Origin of the sequence: Globicatella sulfidifaciens DSM 15739 (assembly GCF_900167405.1) — a bacterium.
Taxonomy (GTDB): Bacteria; Bacillota; Bacilli; order Lactobacillales; family Aerococcaceae; genus Globicatella; species Globicatella sulfidifaciens.
On record NZ_FUWO01000001.1, the window covers coordinates 46,595 to 71,859 of the forward strand.

General features: G+C 36.4%; 26 protein-coding genes. 3 read left to right on the top strand and 23 right to left on the bottom strand.

Going from position 1 to position 25,265, the window contains the following annotated elements; translation table 11 throughout:
• Positions 1-544: 544 nt before the first annotated feature.
• The 8 genes from B5D12_RS00190 to B5D12_RS00225 form a co-directional block, all read right to left on the bottom strand.
• Entirely contained in the window at positions 545-1,903 is a 1,359-nt protein-coding gene (locus tag B5D12_RS00190; RefSeq protein ID WP_078754930.1) for an FAD-dependent oxidoreductase, read from the bottom strand.
• Between the two features lie 522 nt (positions 1,904-2,425).
• Positions 2,426-3,463 carry a M42 family metallopeptidase gene (locus tag B5D12_RS00195; RefSeq protein ID WP_078754931.1) on the bottom strand — a complete coding sequence of 346 codons (1,038 nt, stop codon included), beginning with the start codon at positions 3,461-3,463 and terminating at the stop codon, positions 2,426-2,428.
• A gap of 24 nt (positions 3,464-3,487) precedes the next feature.
• Entirely contained in the window at positions 3,488-4,498 is a 1,011-nt protein-coding gene (locus tag B5D12_RS00200) for an alpha/beta fold hydrolase (RefSeq protein ID WP_078754932.1), read from the bottom strand.
• 227 nt (positions 4,499-4,725) lie between these two features.
• Complete coding sequence (gene mgtE / locus B5D12_RS00205; protein WP_078754933.1) at positions 4,726-6,087, bottom strand: magnesium transporter; 1,362 nt, start codon at positions 6,085-6,087, stop codon at positions 4,726-4,728.
• 21 nt (positions 6,088-6,108) lie between these two features.
• Positions 6,109-7,020: an RluA family pseudouridine synthase gene (locus B5D12_RS00210; protein WP_078754934.1), complete on the bottom strand. Its 912-nt coding sequence runs from the start codon at positions 7,018-7,020 to the stop codon at positions 6,109-6,111.
• 1 nt (position 7,021) lies between these two features.
• Complete coding sequence (locus B5D12_RS00215) at positions 7,022-7,777, bottom strand: TlpA family protein disulfide reductase (RefSeq protein WP_078754935.1); 756 nt, start codon at positions 7,775-7,777, stop codon at positions 7,022-7,024.
• Between the two features lie 13 nt (positions 7,778-7,790).
• Positions 7,791-8,654, bottom strand: coding sequence for an NAD kinase (locus B5D12_RS00220; RefSeq protein ID WP_078754936.1), 864 nt, complete (start codon positions 8,652-8,654; stop codon positions 7,791-7,793).
• Positions 8,655-8,663: 9 nt separating this feature from the next.
• The gene (locus B5D12_RS00225; RefSeq protein WP_327077572.1) at positions 8,664-9,296 is read right to left on the bottom strand and encodes a GTP pyrophosphokinase; all 633 of its coding nucleotides are present in this window, start codon (positions 9,294-9,296) and stop codon (positions 8,664-8,666) included.
• Between the two features lie 127 nt (positions 9,297-9,423).
• On the opposite strand from B5D12_RS00225, the gene B5D12_RS00230 reads away from it, so the two are divergent.
• Both B5D12_RS00230 and B5D12_RS00235 read left to right on the top strand, forming a co-directional pair.
• A complete protein-coding gene (locus B5D12_RS00230; RefSeq protein WP_078754937.1) occupies positions 9,424-10,020 on the top strand; it encodes a CYTH domain-containing protein in 597 nt (198 codons plus the stop codon).
• A 73-nt stretch (positions 10,021-10,093) separates the two neighbouring features.
• Positions 10,094-10,771, top strand: a complete 678-nt coding sequence (locus B5D12_RS00235) for a DsbA family protein (protein ID WP_159443809.1) — start codon at positions 10,094-10,096, stop codon at positions 10,769-10,771.
• A 528-nt stretch (positions 10,772-11,299) separates the two neighbouring features.
• Here the strand turns inward: B5D12_RS00235 and B5D12_RS00240 are convergent.
• The 14 genes from B5D12_RS00240 to B5D12_RS00305 form a co-directional block, all read right to left on the bottom strand.
• Positions 11,300-12,196, bottom strand: coding sequence for a DMT family transporter (locus B5D12_RS00240; protein ID WP_078754939.1), 897 nt, complete (start codon positions 12,194-12,196; stop codon positions 11,300-11,302).
• Between the two features lie 189 nt (positions 12,197-12,385).
• On the bottom strand, positions 12,386-12,565 hold the full coding sequence (gene rpmF, locus B5D12_RS00245; protein ID WP_078754940.1) for a 50S ribosomal protein L32: 180 nt from the start codon (positions 12,563-12,565) through the stop codon (positions 12,386-12,388).
• A gap of 28 nt (positions 12,566-12,593) precedes the next feature.
• A complete protein-coding gene (locus B5D12_RS00250) occupies positions 12,594-13,142 on the bottom strand; it encodes a YceD family protein (protein ID WP_078754941.1) in 549 nt (182 codons plus the stop codon).
• A 78-nt stretch (positions 13,143-13,220) separates the two neighbouring features.
• Positions 13,221-14,372, bottom strand: coding sequence for a tRNA(Met) cytidine acetate ligase (locus B5D12_RS00255; RefSeq protein ID WP_078754942.1), 1,152 nt, complete (start codon positions 14,370-14,372; stop codon positions 13,221-13,223).
• A complete protein-coding gene (locus B5D12_RS00260) occupies positions 14,369-15,115 on the bottom strand; it encodes a class I SAM-dependent methyltransferase (RefSeq protein WP_078754943.1) in 747 nt (248 codons plus the stop codon). The genes B5D12_RS00255 and B5D12_RS00260 overlap by 4 nt, the downstream gene beginning before the upstream one ends.
• Positions 15,105-15,479 carry a ribosome silencing factor gene (gene rsfS / locus B5D12_RS00265; protein ID WP_078754944.1) on the bottom strand — a complete coding sequence of 125 codons (375 nt, stop codon included), beginning with the start codon at positions 15,477-15,479 and terminating at the stop codon, positions 15,105-15,107. Before rsfS ends, B5D12_RS00260 begins: the two co-directional genes overlap by 11 nt.
• Complete coding sequence (gene yqeK, locus B5D12_RS00270) at positions 15,476-16,069, bottom strand: bis(5'-nucleosyl)-tetraphosphatase (symmetrical) YqeK (protein WP_078754945.1); 594 nt, start codon at positions 16,067-16,069, stop codon at positions 15,476-15,478. The genes rsfS and yqeK overlap by 4 nt, the downstream gene beginning before the upstream one ends.
• A 10-nt stretch (positions 16,070-16,079) precedes the next feature.
• Positions 16,080-16,760, bottom strand: coding sequence for a nicotinate-nucleotide adenylyltransferase (locus tag B5D12_RS00275; RefSeq protein ID WP_078754946.1), 681 nt, complete (start codon positions 16,758-16,760; stop codon positions 16,080-16,082).
• Positions 16,761-16,780: 20 nt separating this feature from the next.
• A complete protein-coding gene (gene yhbY / locus B5D12_RS00280) occupies positions 16,781-17,095 on the bottom strand; it encodes a ribosome assembly RNA-binding protein YhbY (RefSeq protein WP_078754947.1) in 315 nt (104 codons plus the stop codon).
• A gap of 12 nt (positions 17,096-17,107) precedes the next feature.
• Positions 17,108-18,220 (bottom strand): ribosome biogenesis GTPase YqeH, encoded by a 1,113-nt coding sequence (gene yqeH, locus B5D12_RS00285; RefSeq protein ID WP_078754948.1) that lies wholly within the window; start codon positions 18,218-18,220, stop codon positions 17,108-17,110.
• 135 nt (positions 18,221-18,355) lie between these two features.
• Entirely contained in the window at positions 18,356-18,583 is a 228-nt protein-coding gene (locus B5D12_RS00290) for a YkuJ family protein (RefSeq protein ID WP_071409024.1), read from the bottom strand.
• Positions 18,584-18,723: 140 nt separating this feature from the next.
• Positions 18,724-19,968, bottom strand: a complete 1,245-nt coding sequence (locus B5D12_RS00295; protein WP_078754949.1) for a glycosyltransferase family 4 protein — start codon at positions 19,966-19,968, stop codon at positions 18,724-18,726.
• Between the two features lie 626 nt (positions 19,969-20,594).
• Positions 20,595-22,334, bottom strand: coding sequence for a phosphoenolpyruvate--protein phosphotransferase (gene ptsP / locus B5D12_RS00300; RefSeq protein WP_078754950.1), 1,740 nt, complete (start codon positions 22,332-22,334; stop codon positions 20,595-20,597).
• Between the two features lies 1 nt (position 22,335).
• Positions 22,336-22,602, bottom strand: coding sequence for a phosphocarrier protein HPr (locus B5D12_RS00305; RefSeq protein WP_066126871.1), 267 nt, complete (start codon positions 22,600-22,602; stop codon positions 22,336-22,338).
• Positions 22,603-22,951: 349 nt separating this feature from the next.
• On the opposite strand from B5D12_RS00305, the gene B5D12_RS00310 reads away from it, so the two are divergent.
• Positions 22,952-23,230 (top strand): DUF1827 family protein, encoded by a 279-nt coding sequence (locus tag B5D12_RS00310; RefSeq protein ID WP_066126872.1) that lies wholly within the window; start codon positions 22,952-22,954, stop codon positions 23,228-23,230.
• A 101-nt stretch (positions 23,231-23,331) separates the two neighbouring features.
• On the opposite strand, the gene B5D12_RS00315 is transcribed toward B5D12_RS00310, so the two are convergent.
• Positions 23,332-24,915: a peptide chain release factor 3 gene (locus tag B5D12_RS00315; protein WP_078754951.1), complete on the bottom strand. Its 1,584-nt coding sequence runs from the start codon at positions 24,913-24,915 to the stop codon at positions 23,332-23,334.
• Positions 24,916-25,265 lie beyond the last annotated feature (350 nt).

Below are 25,265 nucleotides of genomic sequence, written 5' to 3' on the forward strand. Positions count from 1 at the left end.
AATCGCTATGCCGTTTAAACTACACGCTTTTAAAAAAACAGGCAACCGTTACTTTTTCGGTTGCCTGTTTATTTGCTTTAGAAAACTAAATTGGGAGTGGGCAAGAAGTAGAAAATTGAATAATTTTCGCTTCGTCGGCCTCCCCCGCACAGTTGGGAGTAGGTCAGAAGTAGAAAATTGAATGATTTTCGCTTCGTCTGTTCACCCCCGCACAGTTGGGAGTAGGTCAGAAGTAGAAAATTGAATGATTTTCGCTTCGTCGGCCTACCCCCGCACAGTTGAGTAGGCCTCAAACAAGTCGAAAGACGCAGTTTGAGGCCACTCAACCACTGCGCTTATAATTAACGAAAAATAATTTTGACTAAATTTATCAAGTTTATGCCCTGCCTTTCACTCCGCTAGTTCCGCCAGAATGAGTAGAAACTATATAAACTATTTTAATTTGGTTGTTTCCTTTCACGATACTTATCTTCAGTCAATATAAAAAGACTAGGCAGACACGCAATCATTCTACCTAGTCTAATAATTATTTTAATGTGTTAGATTAGTTTTCTTCTGCTAATTTACGTTCTTGTTCTACTGCTGCTTGAGCTAAGATGTTTAAGTAGTTCCAAGGGCGATCGAATACTGGTTGGAAGAAGAAGTCAACATAAGCTAAGTCTTCGATAGTCATTTTGTTTTGGATTGCTAATGACAATGTGTTAGCTGATGCTGTACAGTCGTATTTAGACATGATTTGTCCACCGACGATACGGCCAGTTCCTACTTCATACACTAATTTCATGTATAATTTTTCATTAGTTGGCATAAATTCTGGACGGTAGTTATCTTCAACATATACTGAACGTGTTTCTAAACCAAAATGTTTTGCTGATCCTTCGTTTACCCCGGTTGAACCAATGTTCCATCCGAATAAATGTAATCCCGAAGTAGATTGAGTTCCACGGTAAGCTACTTTATCACCGTTAATATTTTTACCTACTAATGATCCCATACGTACAGCATTAGTTGCTAATGGAATATATGCATGTCCACCATTTGGATTGTAGTTAACCGCTGTAGAGTCACCTGCAGCAAATACATCAGGATGAGAAGTTTTCATGTAGTTATCGACAATAATAGCACCATTTGGTAATGTTTCTAATTGGTCTTTTACTAAATCGGTATTTGGACGGAAACCAACACACACAACCACCATGTCTGCATCGTATTCAGCGCTGTCGGTAATAACTTTACTAACTTTACCATTTTCGCCCTCGAAGCCTTTAACCATTTGGTTTAATTGAACATTAACATTACGATCGCGTAAGTCTTGTTCTAAAACATCAGTAAATTCAGCATCTAAATATTTATTTAAGATTCGATCTAAACCGTCGATTAAAGTAACTTCTTTACCTTCTAAAGCAAATGCTTCTACTAATTCAATACCGATATAGCCTCCACCGATAACGACAACTTTTTTAGCATCTGTTTTACGAGTAAAGATTTCTTGTGCTTGACGATAGTTTTTACATAATTGAACATTTTCTAAATCGAAGCCTGTGAATGGAGGTAAAATTGGCCATGAACCCGTTGTTAACACTAATTTATCGAATGTTGTTTCAAATTCTTCTCCAGAATTTAAATTTTTAACATTTAATTTTTTAGCCTCTAAATCAACATTTGTTACATCATGTTCCATGTTTACATCCGCACCTAAAGATTCTAATTCTTCAGGATCTGAGTAGAATAATCCTTGAGGGTCTTTAACAACGCCACCAATGTATAATGCAATTCCACAAGATAAGAAGGATACATTATCATTACGTTCATAAACAACAACCTCTGCACCTGGATTTTCATTTAAAATTGTTTTTACTGCTGCTGTACCTGCGTGAGTACATCCAATAACAACTACTTTCATCATATACCTCCTACTTTTTACACACAATGATATGATTACATTTTTTATCATAACACATATTTCACAAAAAAAAAGCTTATTAGTTATTAAATTTTTTTATTAATAAAAAACTGGAAATATTGTTATATCAATATTTGAAATCCTTTTCTTACAATTTCACTAATGTTTATTATTTTAAATTTAAAATTTAATAGTCGTAGTTTTCACAAACTTTTCGTTTGGATTGCGTTATTTCTTATTTCCTTTTGTGCAATAACTGCTAAAAAACAGTTAAAAATTGCATATTAGAATGATTATCAATAATAAAGATTATTGCATTTCACAAACTAAAGCATTTTTAACTGTTCATTATCTATTATAATATTGGCTGATGCCAATTCGTAATTTTTATTAAAATTTACTGCTTAAGTTAATTAGCTATTTTTAACTAGCATACTTTTAATAAGCAAAGTCTCTAATTGACTAGTCCACTTCTAAAGTCCGCGACCTCTATTGACCAACTCACTTTAATAGCAACCGCTCTTATTTAACTAACTCACTTCTCAAATACGCATCCACTAATTTTTCGGTTGCTTCAATCGAATCCATATGTGTTCTTTCATACGAATGACTCGATTCAATTCCCGCACCTAATAAGGCATGTTTAATATCCGTTCCTGCGCGCACGGCTGCTGAAGCATCACTACCATAATAAGGATAAATATCTAATTTGTATGGGATATCTTGGGCTTTGGCCAAGGCTACTAAATATTGACGGAAATTATAATGATAAGGGCCAGAAGCATCTTTAACACAGATTGAAACGGTATACTCATCTGTTTGTTGATCGTCTCCCATTGCTCCCATATCAACCGCTAAAAACTCAACAGTCTTAGGATCAATGCTACTATTCGCCCCATGTCCAACTTCTTCAAAGACACTGAACATAAAATGGGTCGTATGAGGTAAAACAATTTTATCTTCTGCATAAACTTTTAACAGTTTTAATAAAATAGCTGCAGAGACCTTATCATCTAAGAAACGTGATTTAACAAAGCCATCTTCCGTAATAATAGTCCGCGGATCAAATGAAACAAAGTCACCAACTTCAATTCCTAGAGCCCGTGTTTCGTCTTCATTCGTCACTTTTGCATCGAGACGCACTTCCATATTATCTTGGGTACGTTCGGCTGTTCCGGCATCACGGTAAACATGGGTACTTGTTTGATGAATTAAAATAGTCCCACTGACTGTTTGTTGGTTACTGGCCATATGAACGATGCAATTTTCCCCTTCAATCATATTCCAAGGGAAGCCACCTATTTTATCTAGTTTCAAACGACCGTCTGGTTTAACCGCACGTACAATGGCTCCTAAAGTATCAACGTGTGCCGTTATTGTACGATGCTCTTGGGTATTTTGTCCCTCAACCGTCACGATTAAGTTTCCTTTTGGTGTTCGTCGATAGTCATAGCCTAATTCTGTCACTGTCTTGGCTAGATAATCCACTACTTCATTGGTATAACCTGTCGGTGAAGGGATTGCTAATAAGTCTTCTAAATATTGAATAGTTTGTTTCATACGTTATCTTACTCCTTACATCAATCAATTCGTTTTTCGGTAAAACGAAAGTATATCTTCAAACACAGTATCGGCATCTTTTTCATGAATGATTTCATGCTTCATATTCGGATATTGTTTTAATACTAAATGACGGTATCCTGCTTTCGTTAGACGGCGTGCTGAATCATCAATCCCGTCTGAGCCGCCGGTAATGAGCGTATCGTCGGCTCCATTTAATACTAGAATTGGCAAATCTGAGTGTTTCGCTTTAAACTTCTTCGGATAATTTAAGAGACGATTCAACTCAAACATCGTTAAATTACCCCCATTGGTAAATTGTTCCATTCCTAAAGGATCATTCGCAATCGTTTGTAAATGTTGCTGGTTATAAGCAATCCAATCGAGTTCCTTAGGTAATACATTCAAGATTGAACTTGAAGCTTTTTCGCCACGATAAAAGCCAATTAGTTTCGCCAGTGTAATACCAGCACCAACCATTGGATTATAAGGCGGTACACCTGTCAAAATTAACTTGTCAATCCGCTGATCATTTTCCAATAAATAAGCTCTAGCTAGCATTGAGCCCATCGAATGTCCAAACATATAGACTGGTACTTCTGGATACAATTGATTAATAAAATCGGTCACTAGTACTAAATCATTTAAGAGTTCTTGAGTACCATTCATAAATCCTTTAGGATATTTATCCGTTACCGAACGCCCATGGCCACGATGGTCATTAGCCACCACGGCATAACCTTGTTGATTTAATTTTTTGATTAAATTAAAATAGCGTCCTTGATGTTCCATCGCACCGTGTACCAGTTGAACGACAGCTTTAGGTTTTTCAACACGATGCACTTTAGTAAATAATGGAAAATTACCGTTCGCTAATAAAAAATATTCCGTCTGATTCGTCGCTACTTGATAACTGGTAATAATTTGAACCCCTTTGGTCGCCTTTTTGTTATGATGTTTACCTAAGAAATATAAATGTGGTAACACGCCGGCCATCATGGTACTAGCTCCTAATACTTTTGCGGTTTTCTTCATGGTTTACCCTCCTCATAAAATATATATAGAAGGTCATTTCACCCCCTTCTGAGTGTCACTGTTTCTCTTGATTTTAGCGAATATTAAGTCATGGATAAGGGCCTATCCGTTGTCAGACTTTAACTAAAAAATAAGAGTCAGCAAGGGATGAGCGAGAAGTTGACAATCGACTGATTGTTGTTTCATTTGCCATACTTCATTGCCTACTCTTAAGAAAAATCATACGCTTAACTTAAATAACTCATAAAAGCTGATGCAATTGTAAAATAAATAAACACGGAAGTTAAGTCACTAAGCGTTGAGATGAACGGTCCACTGGCAACCGCTGGATCAAAGCCAATTTTATTCATTAGTTTCGGAATTAAAGCGCCGGCTAAATTCGCAACAAAGATTGCACAAGCCATCGATATACCAATAATACCACCTAAAATAATATTTTGCTTCCATATTCCTGCTACAACCGCAATGGTAACACCAACAATGATACCTTTAATTAAACCCGTTAAAATTTCAAACATTAAATTATTTTTGGTGTCTTCTTCTGTTTTGTTAGTCAACTTACGCACGGCGACCGCTAATGATTGGGTGCCGGCATTTCCTGCAGTACCAGTAATTAAGGTCACGAACGCTGATAATACACTAGCAGACTCAATTAAGCCTTCATACTGACTAATTAATGTAGCGGTCCCCATTCCTAAGAATAATAACGTAATTAACCACGGCAAACGACTTTTAGCCGCAGACCAAGGTGTTTCGTGGTCAACATTAACATCAACCGCAGCCAAACCAGAGTAGTCACTGTCCGCTTCGTCTTGAATAATATCCAAAATATCATCGACCGTAATAATCCCTAAAAGTTCGTGGTCAAAGCCCACAACAGGTAAAGCAAGTAAATCATAGTCTTGAACCATTTTAGCGACTTCCACTTGGTCATCACTCACTTGCACCGAAATCACGCGTGTATTCATGACGTCTTTCACTAAACGACTATCTTCATTAATGATTAAATCTCGAAGTGAAATAACCCCAGTTAAACGTTCATGCTCATCCATCACATAAACATAATAAATCGTTTCAGCTTGTACCGCTACCGTTTTTAAATACTCGTAAGCTTCTCTTAAGGTCAGATTTTCATCAATCCAAACAAATTCGGTGGTCATAATGGAGCCCGCTGTTTCTGGTAAGTAATTGATCAATTGACTAATTTCACGAGCACTTTCTGGTTTCATTAATTGCATGTAAACTTTGACTTTCTTTAAGTCTTTTAAGTGGTTCAAGAAGTCAACGGCGTTATCGGCATACATTTCAGCTAATACACTGGCCGCATAGTTGTCATTCATTTCGTAGAAATAATCATCAATCGGGACTTCATCAACTTCAAAAGCATCAAAGATGCTGGCTAATTCTGATGGTGAAAGGTATTGATAAACTTTATCACGTTCTTCTGGTGATATTTGCTCAAATATTTTGGCTTGATCGTATTGATGCATTGCTAAAAATTCTGCACGAAAACGCGTCATACGATTATTATTTAGTAATTGTTTGATGACTTTTACGTTTTCTTCGAAGTTTCTTTCAAACACTTCCATATTATCCCTCCATAATGATTATTATTGATTTTCTATCTTAAACGTTGTTTCTTTAAGGATCCATTGTCGCATATCATCCGGCAATGGTTGTTGAATTTTAAGTGGTTCTCCTGTAAAAGGTTGGAAAAAATGCAATTCTGCACAATGTAAGGCTTGACGGTCCAGTATTTTAGTTAAGGGGCCGCCATATAAATCATCCCCAATTAAGGGGCCACCTACATGGGTTAAATGAACGCGAATTTGATGCGTCCGTCCGGTATGTAATTGTAATTTTAATAAAGAGCTATGTTGAAACTGTTCTTGAACCCAGTACTCCGTTTGAGCACTTTTACCACTAGGATTAACGACCCGCGTAATTAACGATTGATCATTCCTGGCGATTGGCGCATCAATGATTCCATGCAAATTCTGCCAATTAGTCTTCGTCGTTAATGCCTGGTAATATTTATGTATTTGACCATTTTGTATTTGTCGATCCATCAAGGCGTGGGCTAATCGATGCTTAGCGATTAACATCAGTCCCGTCGTATCCCGGTCCAATCGCGTCACAATATGAATCACTTGATTATGATAATCTTGAGCGACATAATAACCTTTGATACGATTGGCCATCGCCGAATCAGGATCTTTAATCGATGGAATAGAGACCACATCAGCTGGTTTATTGACAACTAATAAATCTCGATCTTCATAAACAATCTCGATTGGTTCGAATGATGGAATAACCGTATCATGTCCTTTTTCATCAGGTGCGACCATGATTAACTCATCACCAGGATTAATCATCGCCCTAACTGAAACTGGTTGATCATTTAATAATATTTCGCCATTAAACTTTACTGCGGTCGTAAAGCCACGTGGTAATTCTAAATGATGCAAAAAATACTTAATCTGCATGGGTTCAGTTAATTCACTAATAAATTTAAATTCCATCTTATTTATTTAGCTCAACTACTTCCCTTAAGAAGTTTTCCATCTCCTGCATAGTATTTTGGTTATTGATACGCGCTTTAATTTCGCCCTTTTGCAAAATAAAAGCATGTGGGACTGTTTCGATATTTAAAAATTGAATGACATCATTAAAATTACGATCATCTGCTCGACGATTGGTATTGTAATAATGTAAAGTCACATCCAATTCTTTTGCTAAATGGTTTAATTTCGGTATAAAAGCACGACAATAAGGACATTCATCGAAACCTAAATATAACACGACTGCTTCATCCATGCTTTTTTCCATTAATTCATTATACTCTTCTTCGCTAGCAACCTCTTCAACCTGTGAAAAATCAAGAGCCGCCACTTCAGTTAAAGTATTTTTATTGATATGATCGTATTCAGCATATCGTGCGGCTTTTTCTGCTGGTTCCATTGCTAAAAATTGGAGATTATCATCAATAATGACTTCACCATCGATTAAATCTTCCTCTGCAATGACATTACTTTCATTGTCACTATTAGCGGTCGTGGACGCTTCACTTGAATTTTCAGCTCGTTCTTCACTTGATTGTACTGACGTGTCGGTCACGCCCACTACGGTTGTTTCAATGGTTGTTTCTTGGATGGTAGTCTCCTCAGCAGTCGTTGATGCTTGAGTGGTTGTCGTGACTTCCTTTTCTGTGGTGGAACAACCTGCTAAAGTTGATATTGCAACCATACTGGTCAAAAATAGAGAATAAAATTGTTTCATATCATTGCTCCTTTTATTTTAATAGATTATTGATTTGATTGATATTGTTTTGTTGTTGTTTTAAGCCAATAAAAGATGCTTCCACTCGATTCCAAAAATGAGTATGACGGATATTGGCAAAGCGTATCCGGCTATCAGAAATTTTTAAAACTAATGATTGAATCTCAATATCGCTAATATACTTGTTATCAAACATTAGCATAAAGGTCGTTTCTTTGCCATGAATGGTAGGATAAATCTTCAACCATTCATCTTTGGAGATAATCATCGGTGAAGCTAATGAACGGTAAACACGATTATTTAATGACGCAATCTCTGTTAATTGTAACGCATCTAAACGCGGATGAATCACGGCGCCACCTAATGATTTATTAAGACCAGTGGATCCGGTCGGTGTCGCGATACACAAGCCATCCCCGCGAAGTGTTTCAAAAAATTCTTCTTTTACGTAAATATCACTGACCATCGTGCCAAAATTTGAACGAATCGAACATTCATTTAATGCTAAGAATTTACTATTATTGCCAATGGTATCTTCCATGGTAATCTCTAATAATGGATAGGTCACCGGTGGTTTATCCACACAATCTAACAAACCTTCGACCAGATTTTCAATTTCATATGATTGCCAATCAGCATAGAAACCTAAATGGCCGGTATGAATCCCAATAAACTGTATCGAATCCACACGATTTTGTAGTCGTTGAAAGGCGGATAATAAAGTGCCATCACCGCCGATTGTAATAATATAATCGAATGATTGCTCTTCATCGACCACTTCAATATTCGATTTTGCTAATTGTTTTAATAATTTCGCTTTAATTGACTGTGATTCTTTTTTTTGACTTGCATAAATATAAACACGAATTGACATCATGTCGGCCTCCTATTTGCGATCAAAGATACGAATAGCTTCTCTAATTTCATCTCTAATCTCAGACATTTCTTCATCTAACATAAAAGCAGCTTCCGATGCTCTTTCCAATCTTCTAAGGATTTCTTCGGGGTATTCTCCTCGGTATTTATAATTTAGTGAATGTTCAATTGTTGCCCAAAAATTCATCGCCAGTGTACGGATTTGAATTTCAACAATGACATTAATAGTTTCATTTGCTCGTTGAACCGGGTACTCGATTACCATATGGTAAGAACGATAACCACTCGCTTTCCGATTTTTGATATAATCACGGACTAATAACACTTTAAAATCCTGCCGATTTTTCAACAGATGAGCGACCTCATAGATATCTTCAACAAACTGGCACATAATCCGAATCCCTGCAATATCTTGAACTCCAATTAATAAGTCTTCTGGTTCAATATTACGGATAGCCATTTTTTCTAAAATACTTTCTTTTGACTTTACCCGTCCAGTTACAAATTCTATAGGTGTATGGCGATGATTATCTATATATTCACCGCGAATATTTTTTAATTTTAGCTTCAATTCTTCTACCGCTTGATTATAAGGCGCTAAAAATTGTTTCCAATCTTCAATAAAATTATCTTCTATTTGCATCGTCAATCACCTCATTTGGAATTGGTCACACTAACATTTCCATTTTACCACAACTTGAGTAAAATTTATTGGGATATGCGAGAAAAATTTGATATAATCAAAAACGGATTAATGAAAGAGGGATATCATGAGTTATTCAATTGAACAAGAAATAAAAGCAATGTTAACCGCTAATGAATTCACAAAACTATTAAGTCATTTTGAACTGGCTTTTGATCAATATCAAACTCAACAAAATAATTACTATGATTCAGCTGATCAAAAACTAAAAAAAGCGCAGGCAGCTTTAAGATTACGCAATTTTAATACCCGTAGTGAATGGACCTTTAAACAAAAACAAGACCAACACCGTTCACTTGAGTTATCTGAAACTAAGAGCTATCCTGTCCTGCCCCTCCCTCAAACAATAACTCTCGACCAACTTCATGATCCCGTCATAAAGGATCAATTGCGTTATTTATTTAAAGACGATGACACTTTGGAGCTTTTTTTACAAATAAAAACAGACCGTTATCTTTACCATAACGAATACGGCGAATGGGCTATTGACCGAACTTATTATGGTGATACCGTCGACTATGAAATAGAATTAGAAACCCATGACTTAGAACCAGCAAAAGTAGCATTTGAAAACTTACTCACCGCCTTAGCAATCGACTTTCGGCCAGCTGATAAGAAGATTGCTCGAGCTTTGCATTATCTAAAACAATCAAATGATCATTAAAGCTTATGATTGGTATTAGATATTTAGTTTTGGTAAGATAACATTACTAGGGAGATTAGAAGGAGGAATTACTGTGAAATCTGAATATCAAATTGAATACAGAACGAATGGGATTCCTAAAGTTTTTGAATTTTACTTATTTGTCAATCCATTAGGACGCCAATGTTTTAACTGTGAACGAGAATTAACCAAAACAATAGACTTAATTTCTGCTAAAACTGACGTCCACATTTTATGTTTCCACAACCAAAGTATTGTAACAGAATTTATGAATCGTTTTGGAATACCGTCTACCGATTTGACTTCACGTAACCATATTTATCGTAGTGTTTATCTAGCCTCATTAGCTTATAAAGCCGCTTCAATGCAAGGCAAAAAGAAGGGCCGCCGTTTCCTAATGGAAATGCAGTCCCGAATTGTCGGGCAGTTAGAAAGATTTTCAGATGAATTTATTTTAGATTTGGCTGAAGAGATTGGCCTAGACTTGCAAACCTTTGTCGATGATTTGGAATCTGATTATGTCAAACATTTATTGCAAAAAGATCAACAAATCGCTCGTGATATGAATGTCGAGAGCACACCAGCTTTAGTGATGTTTGAACACAGACTTGGTGAACGTGGTGTGTTATTAGAAGGGTCGTTTAAAGCGCAAAATATTTTATCACATCTAGATTTCTTAATTGAGTTAGATTACTTAAATGATTTAAATAAACCAAAGCTATCACTTATTGCTAAAAGAAAGACTGATTAAAACTATTCGGCCTTGCATAACTGTCATCCCAATGGTTGGGATGGCAGTTCTTTTTTTAAAAGGCTGACTCACATAGACTGAACAATCGCCACCGATTTGACAAACGATGCTCTAACTAATAGTATGCTTTAAATGATGTTACTTTAAATATCGGACGCGATAGCTTCCACTTAACTGTCAAAACAGCATAAAATATAAAAGAGCCTTGAGGCTGGGCATAAACTTGATAAATTTAGTTAAGGTTATTGTTCATAAATTAATAGCGCAGTGGTTGAGTGGTCTCAAACTGCATCTTTCGACTTGTTTGAGGCCTACTCAACTGTGCGGGGGTGGGCAGACGAAGCGAAAATTTATTTAATTTTCTACTTCTTGCCCACTCCCAGTCTCTTTTTAAATGTTAATTGTAGTTGACAAACACTTAAAAAATCGTTTGGTTCCAACTGTTTATTTATAGCGTAGGGGGTGAATGGTCCCAAACCGTGTGGGGTAACAGACGAAGCGAAAATCATTCGATTTTCTACTTCTTGCCTACCCCTCTTTTTTCATTTGATTTAACAAGTAACGATTATATTGGAATGATAAGATACCCGCCAACATAATCATGGCATAACCTAATAAACTATAACGGTCAGGCACTTGCTTTAAAAATATAAAACCCCATAAACCAGTGAAAATAATATTCGTGTAATCAAAAACCGATATTTCAGATGCCGGAGCAAATTTATAGGCAAAGGTAATACCAAATTGACCCACGGTTGCCATTAAACCAACAGTTAACAAAATTAAAATTTGTTGTCCACTCATCGGTGCATAATTAAAAATGAGCTGTGGTAAACTGATAATCGTAGAAAAAGCCGAGAAAAAAGCAATAATAAATGCTGGGGTGACACCCATGGAATTCAGTTTTCTAACACAAGTATAAGCCGCACCCGCGCTAACTCCACCTAAAATACCGATTAAATAAGGGAACATCGTTGTTGACGCTAATGTTGGTTTTACGACAAATAATACACCCGTAAAAGCAAAAGCCAACACTACTAAATGGAATTTCTTCATCGGTTCCTTTAAAAACAAAAACGAGAAGATTAAGGTTGCGAATGGCGATAATTTATTTAATACCGAGGCATCAGAAATCATAAGATGGTCCATCGCATAAAAATTACACCATAAACCAACCGTTCCAATAAATGATCTCATAATTAGCATTGCCCATGGAATTGATTTTGGTTTTTCAAGTTCTTTAACCGGCACCTTCTTATGTTCATTGAATAAAACAATGATTGCTACAATCATTGCTATTAAATTTCTAAAAAAACTTTTTTGAATGGTCGGAATATCACCTGCCAATGGAATAAATAAGTTCATTAATGAAAATCCTAATGCTGAAAATAAAATGGCGATAATTCCTTTACTTCGTAATGACATACTTCACTTCCTTTTCAAATTAATCCACTTTCTAGTGTAACATATTTCCCATAAGTAAAAGCATCAAATGATCACTAACTGATGCTAGTCAGAATAGTTTCTACAAATAGATGCAATTGTTTATGAACTTAACTCAATATTCAATAAAAAAAGAGCTAGGAAATTATTATCCTAACTCCATATTTTTAATTATTCAGCATCTTTTGCTGTGTTTTTGCCATCGTAGAAACCACATGATGGACATACACGGTGACTTAATTTTAATTCACCACATTCCGGACATGTGTTCATTCCTGGAACTTCTAATTTAAAGTGTGTACGACGTTTTCTTTTTGATGCTTTTGATGTTTTACGTTTTGGTACTGCCATGTTTTACACCTCCTGATAGTGACTGAGTTTACTCAGTTTCATTGTCTTCGTTTAATAGGGATTGCAACTTCGCTAGGCGTGGATCAATTTCCGGCTTAGCTTCATCTTGTTGCTGGTGGTATTCATCTTCGGTCAAGACTGCCCAGTGATTACCTTTCGGTAAATCCTCTTCAACTTCATCAGGTCCTACCACTCGTTGCGGTAAACTTAATAATAGAGTCTCCAGTACAGCCTGTTCGAGGTCGATATAATCGTGTTCAAGAACGATAGTTGTCTCCTCATAATCGTCTGCATTTACATCATCCTCAGGATAGACGTAACGTTCCTTAATTGGGAAGGTTAAATCCACTTCCACAGGTTTTAAACTGCGCGTTGATGGTAATGTAATAACTACATCCGCATTACAGTGTAATATAATATCTGGTTCTCGAACAACAAAATAACCTGATACGTGAACGGGTTCTAAATGAATAATTGAATCATCTCGTGAAATTGCTTGTTCTTTGATATCCAAATCGACTTCGATTGGTACCAATTCATCTCTACTATCACGTAACTTTCGAATTGTCCATTTCATATTATCACCTCTAAAACGACAGTATGTATTATACCCTATTTTTGGCTATACTGTCAATTCTCTCTTATATTTTTTAATTTATCTTTTTATCGGATATAGCGTTAAATTCTGTTCTTGAAGGCTTTTTATCGGATTTAGCTGATATACTTGATCGATACGCCATTGTAAATGATAACGATCAGCGTAATCTTTTTTCCAATTAGCTATAATCTCCACGCTTTGATGACGCAAATCTTTTAAATAGTGACTATGACTCTCGCGATAAGCTAATAACCTGATAACGGGTTGTTTGGCATAATTCGTTTTATAATCCTGCCATTGTTGGTCAGTAATATTGCCTAACACTGCAATTAAGATTCGATTCACTGAAGCAGCTGTCCATCTCTTCGACGTCAAGCGATTAACGAAGTCATCCCAGCTCATAGCCCAACGTAATTGATTTAAAATCGCTACTTCAAATCCTTCTTTAATGCCAAAAATATGCTTTAAACTTTCAGCATTATGAGTCGTTAATTGATATTTCAATAATGGCCAATAATCATTCATCAACACCGGAGCATTAGCTTGGATTGCTTGCCACGTAAATAATGGTACTTCCGCTGACTGCAATTGTCCTTGAGTGATTTTCTCACGAACACTGGTAGCACTGTATAAACCATCTTCATTTTTTATACGCTTAATCGTTTGTAATATCATCGCGTGTTTCAGCTGTCGATTGGCTTTAATATATTGAATACCCAGTTGATGATTGGGTAAACTACTATCGAAATCGGATTCACCGAGAACCGATACGATGGCTTGTTGATAGCTTGCTGCATAAGATAGCCCCGTTTTCAAGGCCGCTTTTATTTCGATGTCTAAAGCCGCTCGGTGAGCTTCTACCGTTTCGACAAATTGCGTCAATGTTTGAATATCTGCTTGTTCACTGCCAAAATAAACTTCACTGCAATTTAACAATGCTAATAATTCAATGCCTACTTTAGCAAAATAATCTGCCGATTGTAAACTGGCTAGCAGGGGTAACTCAAAGACAAAATCAGCACCACTGTCGATTGCGATTTGCGCGCGTTGCCATTTATCTAGAACAGCAAATTGGCCTCTTTGAACGACATTCCCACTCATCACGACCACTAATACATCGCATTGACTGCTTCGTCTAATCTGCTTCAATTGATATTGATGGCCTTTGTGTAAAGGATTATATTCTGCAATTAGCCCGACTATTTTCATTTTTTTACCACTCTAAAGAACCAACGTTCCGTTGTTGAATGGCGTTTTGGTCGATATTCATCCTCGCCAAAATCAACTAATACTTCTATCGATTGAGTGGGTAATTTCGCTAAAATACTTTGATAAAAATCAAGTGGATAAGTCCTTTCGGTCAAGACAGTATCGAACCGTTGATAAAGCCCATCTGAGGACATTTGATCAAAGACCGTTAAGTAATGTTCCACTTGTAAGTGCTGTTCATCGACCTCACTATCCCACATAATAGCCCCTTTTTCATCGCTATCAAAATAGCTGAAATCTTTAAAACCGTTGGTTACTTGATAAGGGGTCCAGACATCAAAAAGCAAAGTTCCCCCAGATTCAAGCGCATTGAACATTTGTTGAATTGCTGTTGTTACTTGGGTCTCATTGTCCAAAAAACAAAGTGAGTCAGCAAAACAAGTGACTAAATCATACTGATTAGCATAATCTTCTAAGGCCAACATATCCGCTTGTCGATATATAATTTGCGAATTAGGGTCTTCTTTTTTGGCAATTTTTAACATCTCTTCATCAATATCAATTGCGGTCATTTCGCCAACAAAAGCTTGTAACATGACAGGAAACCAACCGGTCCCACAGGCAACGTCTAACGCTTTTTGAGGTTGTTCACTTAATGAGTTTAAAGTAAAGTCAAGCCAATCTTCATAGCTGGAAATATCATTGAACCGGTCGTAAACCCGGGCAATCTTACTAAAGCTCATTATTCTCACTCACCCAGGCTGAGATATCAACTAGAGGTGCATCTTGCCAAATTTTTTCTAAATTATAATGACTTCTTTCAGAATAATAGAATACATGGACAACAATATCGATTAAATCGATTAAAACCCATCGTCCTCCATCTTTACCTTCAACTTGTTTTACTTCAATCTCATTTTTTGCCGCAGCTTCTAACACGGAATCGACTACCGCATCCATTTGACGTTCATTTCTAGCGTGCATAATCACAAAATAATCAGCTAAGGGGGTCACTTCTCTGACATCCAAGGCCATAATATCTTGTGCCATACGATCATCGGCAGCACGCACAATTACTTCTAGTTTTTCTAAATTTGTTTTTGTCATACATTTCTCCTTAAAATCCATTGATTATAAAATTCGATGGTTGGTAAAAAAATTGCAACTTCTTCACTAGCTAAATGTTTGATTGTTTCAACCATTTTATAAGTGACCGCTGCATTAATATCTTTATACGCTAATTTTCTAGCTTTTTTTACACCAGGAAAATCCCTACCTGGCTCCATGTAATCGGCAATAAATACCACTTTTACTAATGGAGACATTTCAGTCCAACCGATGGTATGTGCTGAAATGGCAGTTAAGATATCTTCATCTTCAATGTGGTACCAATCTTTGGCGATTGTAGCGGCTGCAAAGCCATGCCAAACATTATCATTTGCTTCTTTTAATGTTGGTTCATCCCAACGTTTTTGTGCTAATGCTAACATTTCCTCTTCTGGATAATCCTTCGCGTAATCATGCATTAGAGCAGCTATACTGGCTTTTTCAGGGTCTACACCGTATTGCTTGGCTAATTCGATTGCCGTCGCTTCTACGCGTAATACATGCTGATAACGTTTGGGTTTGATTTTGGTTGCTAAATCACTTAGTAATTGCTCACGGGTAACATTTATTAATTCATTTGAAAATTCCATATTTTCACCTTTAATCTTCCAGATATAAGCGATGCTTTTTAATGTATTCTTCAACTGCTGGCGGTACTTGATATTTGATAGATTGTTCTAAGAAAACTCTTAATCGAATTTCGGTTGAACTTAAATCTACTAAAGGCGAATCAACCCATAAAATCGGATACGGTCCCATATAAGGTTTTTCTCCTGGACGACGTACTGCCACGAATTGTACGAGTTGAACCAATTCATCGATTTCACGCCATGTTGATAAATCATTCGCGCTGTCACCGCCGATAATAAAGTAAAAATCAGCTTCAGGATATTCTTCTACAAAGTGGCGCATCGTATCAATGGTGTAATTTTTCCCACCACGATTTACCTCATACGGTTGCAATTTGAACATCGGATTACCCGCAATGGCTTTTTGAACCATTTGCAGACGATGTTGTGAGGCAATCGTTTTTTTACCTGGTGCATGTGGTGGCTTAGCCGTTGGCATAAACCATACTTCATCCAAATCTAATTGATGACCCACTTGTTCAGCCATTAATAAATGTCCCAAGTGAGGTGGATTAAAAGTTCCACCCATAATCCCTATACGGTAACGTCCTTGGCGATTCGGTTGTAAGGCTTCTTGTGAATTTGCTAAAAAATCAATTGCTTCTGCCAGTGCACGTTCAAAATCCGTTTCTGTCTCTGTTTGTAACGTCATCCACTTCACCTCAATTCAAATTAATCTAGTTCTAAAATTTGCAATGAATAATCACGATATTTTTCTGTTTCTGATTCACGATAAAGGGTAGCCGTATGACCAACAGTCTGAACGACTTCGGCATTAATTGCATCCGCTACTTTAGCCGCAGCCTCTTTAATTGTTTCATCAGAATTTTGTAAAATATTAAATTTCACTAGTTCGTGACGCTCAATCGCTAAATCGATTTGTTCAATAAAATTATCGGTTAAACCTAGTTTACCTACTTGATAAATTGATTTGATGGCATGAGATTCTTTCTTTAAATATTTTTTCTGTGCTTTATTCAGTGACATCTTTTTCTCCTTTTAAATAATTGACTCGCGAACGGTTAAAGCAACGGCTTTCGGTGCCCAAATTGTTAAATCAACTGGCTGATTGACTGTTAACCATCCTAACCCCGATAAGGCAATGTCTTGATTTTTTTCTAAATGAATTTTTTTGGCAACTAATGGTGGATAGTTTTCGATACTATTAGGACCTGGTGGGCTTAGTAATTCACCACGATGCTTCTGATAAAGGGTGTCAGCTTCTGATAGTTTGGTACGGTGAATATAGATATCATTTGATACGTAAAAAGTAAAAGCCGCTCTTGGTCCCGCATTAAAGTCCATGCGCATTAAGCCACCTAAGAAAATGGTTTGCTCTGGATTTAGTTGATACGTTTTGGGTTTTAATGGTTTAGTCGGTAACACTTGTTTGATTTCTGTACGTGATAAATAGTGGGCCAGTTGAGAGCGCCGTACAATTCCTGGTGTATCAATAATCGAGTGATCATCTGTTAAGGGGATTTCAATCATATCGAGTGTCGTCCCAGGATGATTAGAAGTCGTGACGATTGATTTAGCGCCACCATAATGATTAATCAACTGATTAATTAAGGTAGATTTTCCGACATTGGTTACTCCTACAATATAAACATTTTTATGATCAATATTCGCTTCAATCACATTAATAACTTCCGCTAAAGTATGTTGCTTCGTTGCACTGGCTAACAATACTTCTTCAGGAAACAGTTTATTTTGATTCATTACCACTTTAACCCAATGTTTTAATTTTCTAAGATTGGTTACTTTGGGTAATAAATCGACTTTGTTCGCTAATACGACAAATGGTTGGCGACCAATAAAGCGTGATAAGCCATGAATGATACTCCCTTCAATATCGAAAATATCAACGACATAAATAACAAAAGCATCATCTTCCGCGATTTGATTTAATTTATCCAAAAAGACATCATCATCGATGGCGACATCTTGTAATTCATTATAATTGCGCAAACGAAAACATCTTTGACAGTAAAATTCACCTTTTTCAATTCCTTTTTGTAAGGCACTATTAGGTAAATAACCGATTGCTTCTTCTTGTTCAGTTTGAATCGTAGCGCCACACCCGATACATTGGTATGTTTGTTCAGCCAAATGCTTTCCTCCTTGGTTCTTCTAATAATTGACTTGGTTATTTCTTATTATAGCACAACCGTGCCCTAAGAAAGTAGTAAATGGTAATAAAAAAAGGAACTAGAATATCTTCCAGTCCCGAAAAATGCTCTTTAATTAAGCCAATAATTCAAAAATTTCAATTGCTACTAAATCTATATCATCAAATTGATAAGTCGTATCATTTTCACGATCGGTCATTTCAAAAGAATCATTTTCTTTTGTATATTTTACGATGCACTTTTCAACGCCTTCAACTTCAAATCGACGAACTTCTTCATTATTTTCTGATGCCATCATCGAATTTAATCGTTGAATTATTCCTATTAATACCGAAGGTTTCATGGAAACATTCCTTTCTTCGTTTAAGATGTGTAAACAGCTTATTGGCTAAATAACATCAGCCCAAAACTCCACATACACTATGTTAACAAAATATGTTCAAATTGCAAGAAAAAGCAAAGCGAATTTTCAATTATTTTTCGCTAGTTATTTGTAAATTCTTGACCATTTTCCTTATCTGGGCCTAATACAACATCACGGATTAAGTTTTTAATTCGTGGAATCACAATATCCGGAATATTAAAGCGCGAGCGACATTTATGTTGGATCGCATATTCGTAAAACGCTTCTGCCGATTGACCAAAAGTTTCTACTGAAATAGCCGATAAGGCTTTCGTATCAATTGTTTGAATTTCACCACATTCCATTTGTTTTAAAAAGTTAATGGCCGTTTGCGATAAACTCACTTGTTCATCAAATAATTGACCAAAACACGCTTGTGGCATTAAAGATTCTAAATAAGGATTGCGTTTTGCGATAATCGGTAAACAATTGGCAAAGGCTTCTAAATAAGTCAATCCTTGCGTTTCAGATTCAGAAGCATTTAAATACAAATCACATAACTGATAATAATGGGGTACTTCGTCATAGCTAGCCTCTCCAATAAAATCAATTCTAGCTGTTTTTTTGGCAGCTTGATTTTCTAATTCCTCTCGTGCTGGTCCGTCGCCTACAATTAATAGTCGCGAATTAGGATATTCTTTAGCAATTAACTCATATTCATCGATTACTTTATCAATACTTTTTTCTTTGGATAAACGTGATAAAGATAAAAAAACTTTTTCATCTGAAGCGATTGCTAACTTTGATTTTAACTCCGCTACTTTTTCTTTATTTGGTTCAGGAATTTTAACCCCCGTTGGGATAACGCGAATCTCATTTTGGATACCATATTCTCTCAATTTTTCAAAGGTCATCTTACTTGGAGCGATAATCCCTTCTACTTGTTCACAAAACAATCGGGTTAATGTGCCAACATGTTTGGCTTGAATCAAGTCGCCATCTAAAATATAATGCGTATATTTCTCGTACAATGTATGATAAGTATGAATGACTGGAATTTTTAATCTTCCCGCCACATATAAACCAGTTAAACCTAAAGAAAATTCTGTATGCGTATGAATCACATCCAATTTAAACCGACGAGCTATTCTCAATGCTTTATCAAAACCACTATATGCAATACGCCGCTCTTCAAAACTTACAAATGGAATACTAGGCAGCCTCACGATAGTCCCATCTTCATCATCATCGGCATGAGGGTCCGTTGTTGTAAAGATAATAACGAAATGTCCTCTTTTAACCAATTCGTCCCTTAATGATTTGATAGAAGTCGAAACCCCACTGACCTGAGGAAAATAAGTATCTGTAAATAGCCCGATATTCATATTGTCACCACTCTCTCGCCATAATATTTACACTTTGGTAATTCTATTATAGAAAATTTTGACTACAAATGAAAGAACAACTCATCAATCTAGTATAAATTCAGACTTTTGGTCCAGATGGGAGTAGACCAGAAGTAGAAAATTGAATAATTTTCGCTTCGTCGGCCTACCCCCGCACAGTTGGGAGTGGACCAACCTCTTTAAGACGCAGGTTGAGACCACTCAACCACTGCGCTCTGAATTAAATAGACATGCCTGAACAGAATTTAAAAAGTTTTTGCCCACTCCCTTTTTATATGGTGAAAGTGAACATGATAGCAATCTCGCTTATGCACTCATACGCTCCAGTAGCTTGTAGAAGCCAATTCAGGTAAATCAACATGGTTTTTGTTATGACAAAATTAGATAACGATACGTACTAAAAAATGCCTCTATACTTTTAGCTATAGGTGAATAGAGAAATTTTCATGCCCCACAACATTTGACAAAGAGACACAAAACATTCATTCACTGTTGCAAGATCACCCCGATATTACGTCCGGTTTTTTCGTACTTTAAAATGCAAAAAAGAGGTCAAGATGAAATCCAGTGAATTTCTCCTAACCTCTTAGTTATTTAATTACAAATTAGTTGTTTTGAGCAGCTTCAACCGCAGCATTAACTAACTCTACTACTTCTTCAGCAGTTGAACATTCGTTAATCGCTTTGTCAGCTAGTGCTTGCATATCCGTTAAGTTTAATTTACTAATTAAGCTACGAGTTTTTAATACGCTGGTAGCACTCATAGAGAATTCATCTAAGCCCATACCTAATAATAATGGAACAGCGATTTGGTCGCCGGCCATTTCCCCACACATACCAGTCCATTTACCTTCTTTATGTGAAGATTCGATAACGTGTTTAATTAACGTCAAGATTGATGGATTATATGGTTGGTATAAGTATGAAACTTGTTCATTCATACGGTCTGCAGCCATTGTATATTGAATTAAGTCATTCGTACCAATACTGAAGAAGTCTACTTCTTTAGCAAATTGGTGCGCTAAAACAGCAGCCGCTGGAATTTCGATCATAATCCCTACTTGGATTGAATCTGAAACTTCTATTCCTTCTGCTACTAACTCAGCTTTAGTTTCATCTAAAATCGCTTTAGCGGCACGGAATTCTTGTAACGTTGCAATCATCGGGAACATGATACGTAAATCACCATGAACAGACGCTCTTAATAAAGCACGTAATTGTGTTTTAAACATTTCTTTACGGTCTAATGAGATACGAATCGCACGGTAACCTAAGAATGGGTTCATTTCTTCTGGTAAAGTTAAATAAGGTAATTCTTTATCTCCACCAATATCCATTGTACGAACAACAACACCCTTACCGTCCATTGACTCTAATACTGTTTTATACGCTTCGTATTGATCATCTTCGGTTGGGAAGTCTGGAGAATCCATATATAAGAATTCAGTACGGTATAAACCAACACCTTCGGCTCCATTTTCTAAGACACCTTTAACGTCTTTTGGTGTTCCGATGTTAGCCGCTAATTCAACATGATGACCATCTTTAGTTACAGATGGTGCTGCAACTAATTTTTCCCATTCTGCTTTTTGGGCAGCATAAGCATCTGCTTTAGCTTGGTACTCTTTAATTTCGTCTTCTGTTGGATTTAATAATACAATGCCTTCTAACGCATCAACAATTAATAAATCGCCATCTTTTACTGTTTCAGTAATTGATTTTGTTCCAACGATAGCTGGAATTTCTAAAGAACGCGCCATAATTGCTGAGTGAGAAGTACGTCCACCAATGTTGGTTACGAACGCTTTTACAAAATCTTTGTTTAATTGCGCTGTATCACTTGGTGTTAAGTCGTGTGCAATCACAACGACTTCCTCATCGATGGTTGCAGGACTTGGTAATTTAACGCCTAATAATGCAGCTAAGACACGTTCGCTAACATCTTTAATATCAGCTGCACGTTCTTGCATATAAGGATTATCTTCCATTCCAGCAAACATGTTAATAAAGAATGTTGAAACTTCATGTAACGCAGCTTCAGCATTCACATTTTCATCTTTAATTTTCATTTTTACTTGATCCGTAAATTCAGGATCTTGTAAGACCATCAAGTGCGCATCAAAGACTTGTGCCTCTTCCGCACCTAAAGATTCTTTGGCAATATCTCTAATTTTTGAAACTTCTGCAATAGCTTGCCCATAAGCAGCATCTAAACGAGCAACCTCTGCATCTGCATCTTCAACACGTTTTGTTTCAAAAGAAAGGTTTGGTTCTGTTAAAAGATAAACAGGAGCGATAGCAATGCCATCGCTCGCTGCAATCCCAGTTAATTTAACTGTTGTCATATTAGTTAGCTAAACCTTCGTTTTTCATGGTTTCAGCAACTGCTGCGATTGCTTCAACTTCATCGGCACCTTCAGCTGTAATCACGACATCAGCTCCTTGGCCAACACCTAGTGACATTACACCCATGATAGATTTAAGGTTAACTGATTTACCTTTATATTCTAAGTTTAAATCTGAAGAAAATTTGCTCGCAGTTTGAACTAATAAAGTTGCTGGACGAGCGTGGATTCCTGTTTCAGCTACTACATGAAATTCTTTCTTTTCCATAATACAATACCCCTTTAAGATAATTTATTAAGAGCCGTTTTGAGATTTATCAAAACTGAACCCTATCATAGTAAGAATACCATTTTTTTAAGGTTCTAACAACTATTTATGCTGATTTTCTTAAATAAAACCCCTTTTAGCCCTTTTTGTCGCTATTTTTGTGAAGCGCCAACACTATTGTACTACTTTTCACAAGTTTTGAAAACCCTTTTACATATTTTATTTAATATAGGCTTGCGTTACTCTTTTCATAGATATTGTATTAATTATTTTTATTTTATCAGCTTTTTTACTGTTATTTTCATTAAAATAAGATTATAATAGTAAACAAAAGCAGAGGAGGTTCTACATGAAATTAATCGATGTTACCAATAGCCACTCAGATTTAGTAACTCGCCAACTAGAAAACACCGACTCTCACTCAGTTCGTGTCTATTCTGTTGGTCCTTGTACAGTTATTTATACTATCGCCAATACACATCAAAATATTATTATCATTAATAAAACTAGACCGGTTCGTCAAAGAGAAATCGACTTTGTTTTAGGTAAATTACTCCCTGACACAAATGTAGATGAATTGGAGACAATAAAAGGTGATAACTTCATTCAATTTGAGTTAAAGAATTAAATAATTACCACTAAGTTTTACCAGTAATCATCAAGGCTTATCTTAATCAGCCAGCAAAGATGAATTAGGTTTAACTTAGTGGTTTTTTATCGATTTTTTAATTAAAGTAACTGCAATAATGTCACATCAGGATATTTATCTTTAAACCAATTTTCAGCGAATTGATTTTCAAATAAAAATACTGGATTTCCGAAACGGTCACGCGTTAATAAATTACGGCTACTTGACATGTTCGGGTTTAAATCTTTCTCGTCGATCCAACGAGCAATTTTGTTCCCCATTGGGGTCATTACAACTTCAGCATTATACTCATGTAATAAACGGTATTGGAAAACTTCAAATTGTAATTGCCCCACAGCTCCAATAATATATTCTTCAGTATGATAAGTCTTATATAATTGAATCGCCCCTTCTTGAACTAATTGTTCAATTCCTTTATGAAAAGATTTTTGTTTCATCACATTTTTAGGTGTCACTTTCATAAATAATTCAGGGGTAAATTGTGGTAATGGTTTAAACTCAACATTGCTTTTTCCTGAAAAAATCGTATCGCCGATTTGTAAATTACCAGTATCATACAAACCAATAATATCACCTGCTACGGCTTCTTGCGTTTCTTCACGTGAATCAGCCATAAACTGCGTTGTATGAGCTAAACGCAATACCTTACCGGTTCTCTTTAAGGTGACATTCATCCCTTTTTCAAACGATCCGGAACAAATGCGGATAAAAGCAATACGATCGCGGTGAGCCGGGTTCATATTGGCTTGGATTTTGAAAATAAAGCCTGTAAATTGTTCATCCGTCGGATCGACGACTATCGACTCATCTTTGGTCTCTACTTTAGATGGGGCCGGTGCTAAGTCAACAAAGGCATCAAAGAAAGTTTGAACACCAAATCCGGTTAAGGCCGATCCAAAGAAGACTGGGGTTAATTTACCTGTATTGATTAACTCGCGGTCAAATTCATTACCTGCTTCCGCTAATAATTGTGCATCTTCTAGCGCTTGAGTATAGATGGAAGATTCTTTAAATGGATGTTCTCCTACGGCTTCGCCCTCTTCGTCTAGTGGGATATATGTTTCTTCACCTTCTTGGGAACCTTTTAATTCAACTCGTTTATTATATAAATCATATAAACCTAGCAAACCTTTTCCCATCCCCATTGGCCAATTCATTGGATAGGCATCAATGCCTAAGACTTCTTCTAATTCCGCAACTAATTCTAATGGTTCGCGCCCATCACGGTCTAATTTATTCATAAAGGTAAAAATGGGAATGCCACGCATGCTACAGACTTCAAATAATTTTTTCGTTTGTGGCTCAATCCCTTTACCTGAATCCACCACCATCACGGCTGCGTCAACGGCCATTAATGTTCGATACGTATCTTCTGAGAAGTCCTCGTGCCCTGGTGTATCGACAATATTCACTTGGAACCCATCATAATCCACTTGCATCACTGAACTCGTTACCGAAATCCCTCTTTGTTTTTCGATTTCCATCCAATCAGATTTTGCAAATTTGTTTGATTTTTTACCTTTTGCTTTTACCGTTCCCGCTTCACGAATTGCACCACTAAACAACAAGAATTGTTCTGTAATCGTCGTTTTCCCTGCATCTGGATGGGAAATAATCGCAAAAGTTCGGCGTTTATTTACTTCTTTTTTTAAGTTGATTGCCATTAGAAACTCCTATCTTTATTAATTTATTATTTAAAAAAATCAAAGGAGTGAACAAGATGTAGAAAATCGTTTGATTTTCACTACGTCTGCCCACCCCCGCACTGTTGAATAACAATAAAACAATCTCTCACTAGACACGTTTTATGCCATTCAACTGCTGCGACATTATAGAACGCCACAAAACAAGGGAGTGGGCAAGAAGTAGAAAATTAAATAATTTTCGCTACGTCTGCCCACCCCCCGCACAGTTGAGTAGGTCTCAAACAAGTTGTTAAGACGTAGATTGAGACCACTCAACCACTGCGCTTTTAATTAACGAACAATAATCTTAACTAACTTTATCAAGTTTA

Coding starts and splice junctions, on each gene's coding strand:
- B5D12_RS00315 (WP_078754951.1), bottom strand. CDS start 24,915: ATGGCAATCAACTTAAAAAAAGAAGTAAATAAACGCCGAACTTTTGCG.
- rpmF (WP_078754940.1), bottom strand. CDS start 12,565: ATGGCAGTACCAAAACGTAAAACATCAAAAGCATCAAAAAGAAAACGT.
- rsfS (WP_078754944.1), bottom strand. CDS start 15,479: ATGACAAAAACAAATTTAGAAAAACTAGAAGTAATTGTGCGTGCTGCC.
- B5D12_RS00215 (WP_078754935.1), bottom strand. CDS start 7,777: ATGAAACAATTTTATTCTCTATTTTTGACCAGTATGGTTGCAATATCA.
- B5D12_RS00230 (WP_078754937.1), top strand. CDS start 9,424: ATGAGTTATTCAATTGAACAAGAAATAAAAGCAATGTTAACCGCTAAT.
- B5D12_RS00195 (WP_078754931.1), bottom strand. CDS start 3,463: ATGAAACAAACTATTCAATATTTAGAAGACTTATTAGCAATCCCTTCA.
- B5D12_RS00310 (WP_066126872.1), top strand. CDS start 22,952: ATGAAATTAATCGATGTTACCAATAGCCACTCAGATTTAGTAACTCGC.
- B5D12_RS00295 (WP_078754949.1), bottom strand. CDS start 19,968: ATGAATATCGGGCTATTTACAGATACTTATTTTCCTCAGGTCAGTGGG.
- B5D12_RS00210 (WP_078754934.1), bottom strand. CDS start 7,020: ATGGAATTTAAATTTATTAGTGAATTAACTGAACCCATGCAGATTAAG.
- B5D12_RS00255 (WP_078754942.1), bottom strand. CDS start 14,372: ATGAAAATAGTCGGGCTAATTGCAGAATATAATCCTTTACACAAAGGC.
- ptsP (WP_078754950.1), bottom strand. CDS start 22,334: ATGACAACAGTTAAATTAACTGGGATTGCAGCGAGCGATGGCATTGCT.
- B5D12_RS00305 (WP_066126871.1), bottom strand. CDS start 22,602: ATGGAAAAGAAAGAATTTCATGTAGTAGCTGAAACAGGAATCCACGCT.
- B5D12_RS00275 (WP_078754946.1), bottom strand. CDS start 16,760: ATGACGTTACAAACAGAGACAGAAACGGATTTTGAACGTGCACTGGCA.
- B5D12_RS00290 (WP_071409024.1), bottom strand. CDS start 18,583: ATGAAACCTTCGGTATTAATAGGAATAATTCAACGATTAAATTCGATG.
- B5D12_RS00220 (WP_078754936.1), bottom strand. CDS start 8,654: ATGATGTCAATTCGTGTTTATATTTATGCAAGTCAAAAAAAAGAATCA.
- mgtE (WP_078754933.1), bottom strand. CDS start 6,087: ATGGAAGTGTTTGAAAGAAACTTCGAAGAAAACGTAAAAGTCATCAAA.
- B5D12_RS00190 (WP_078754930.1), bottom strand. CDS start 1,903: ATGAAAGTAGTTGTTATTGGATGTACTCACGCAGGTACAGCAGCAGTA.
- B5D12_RS00225 (WP_327077572.1), bottom strand. CDS start 9,296: ATGCAAATAGAAGATAATTTTATTGAAGATTGGAAACAATTTTTAGCG.
- B5D12_RS00200 (WP_078754932.1), bottom strand. CDS start 4,498: ATGAAGAAAACCGCAAAAGTATTAGGAGCTAGTACCATGATGGCCGGC.
- yqeK (WP_078754945.1), bottom strand. CDS start 16,069: ATGGAATTTTCAAATGAATTAATAAATGTTACCCGTGAGCAATTACTA.
- B5D12_RS00240 (WP_078754939.1), bottom strand. CDS start 12,196: ATGTCATTACGAAGTAAAGGAATTATCGCCATTTTATTTTCAGCATTA.
- B5D12_RS00260 (WP_078754943.1), bottom strand. CDS start 15,115: ATGAGCTTTAGTAAGATTGCCCGGGTTTACGACCGGTTCAATGATATT.
- yhbY (WP_078754947.1), bottom strand. CDS start 17,095: ATGTCACTGAATAAAGCACAGAAAAAATATTTAAAGAAAGAATCTCAT.
- B5D12_RS00250 (WP_078754941.1), bottom strand. CDS start 13,142: ATGAAATGGACAATTCGAAAGTTACGTGATAGTAGAGATGAATTGGTA.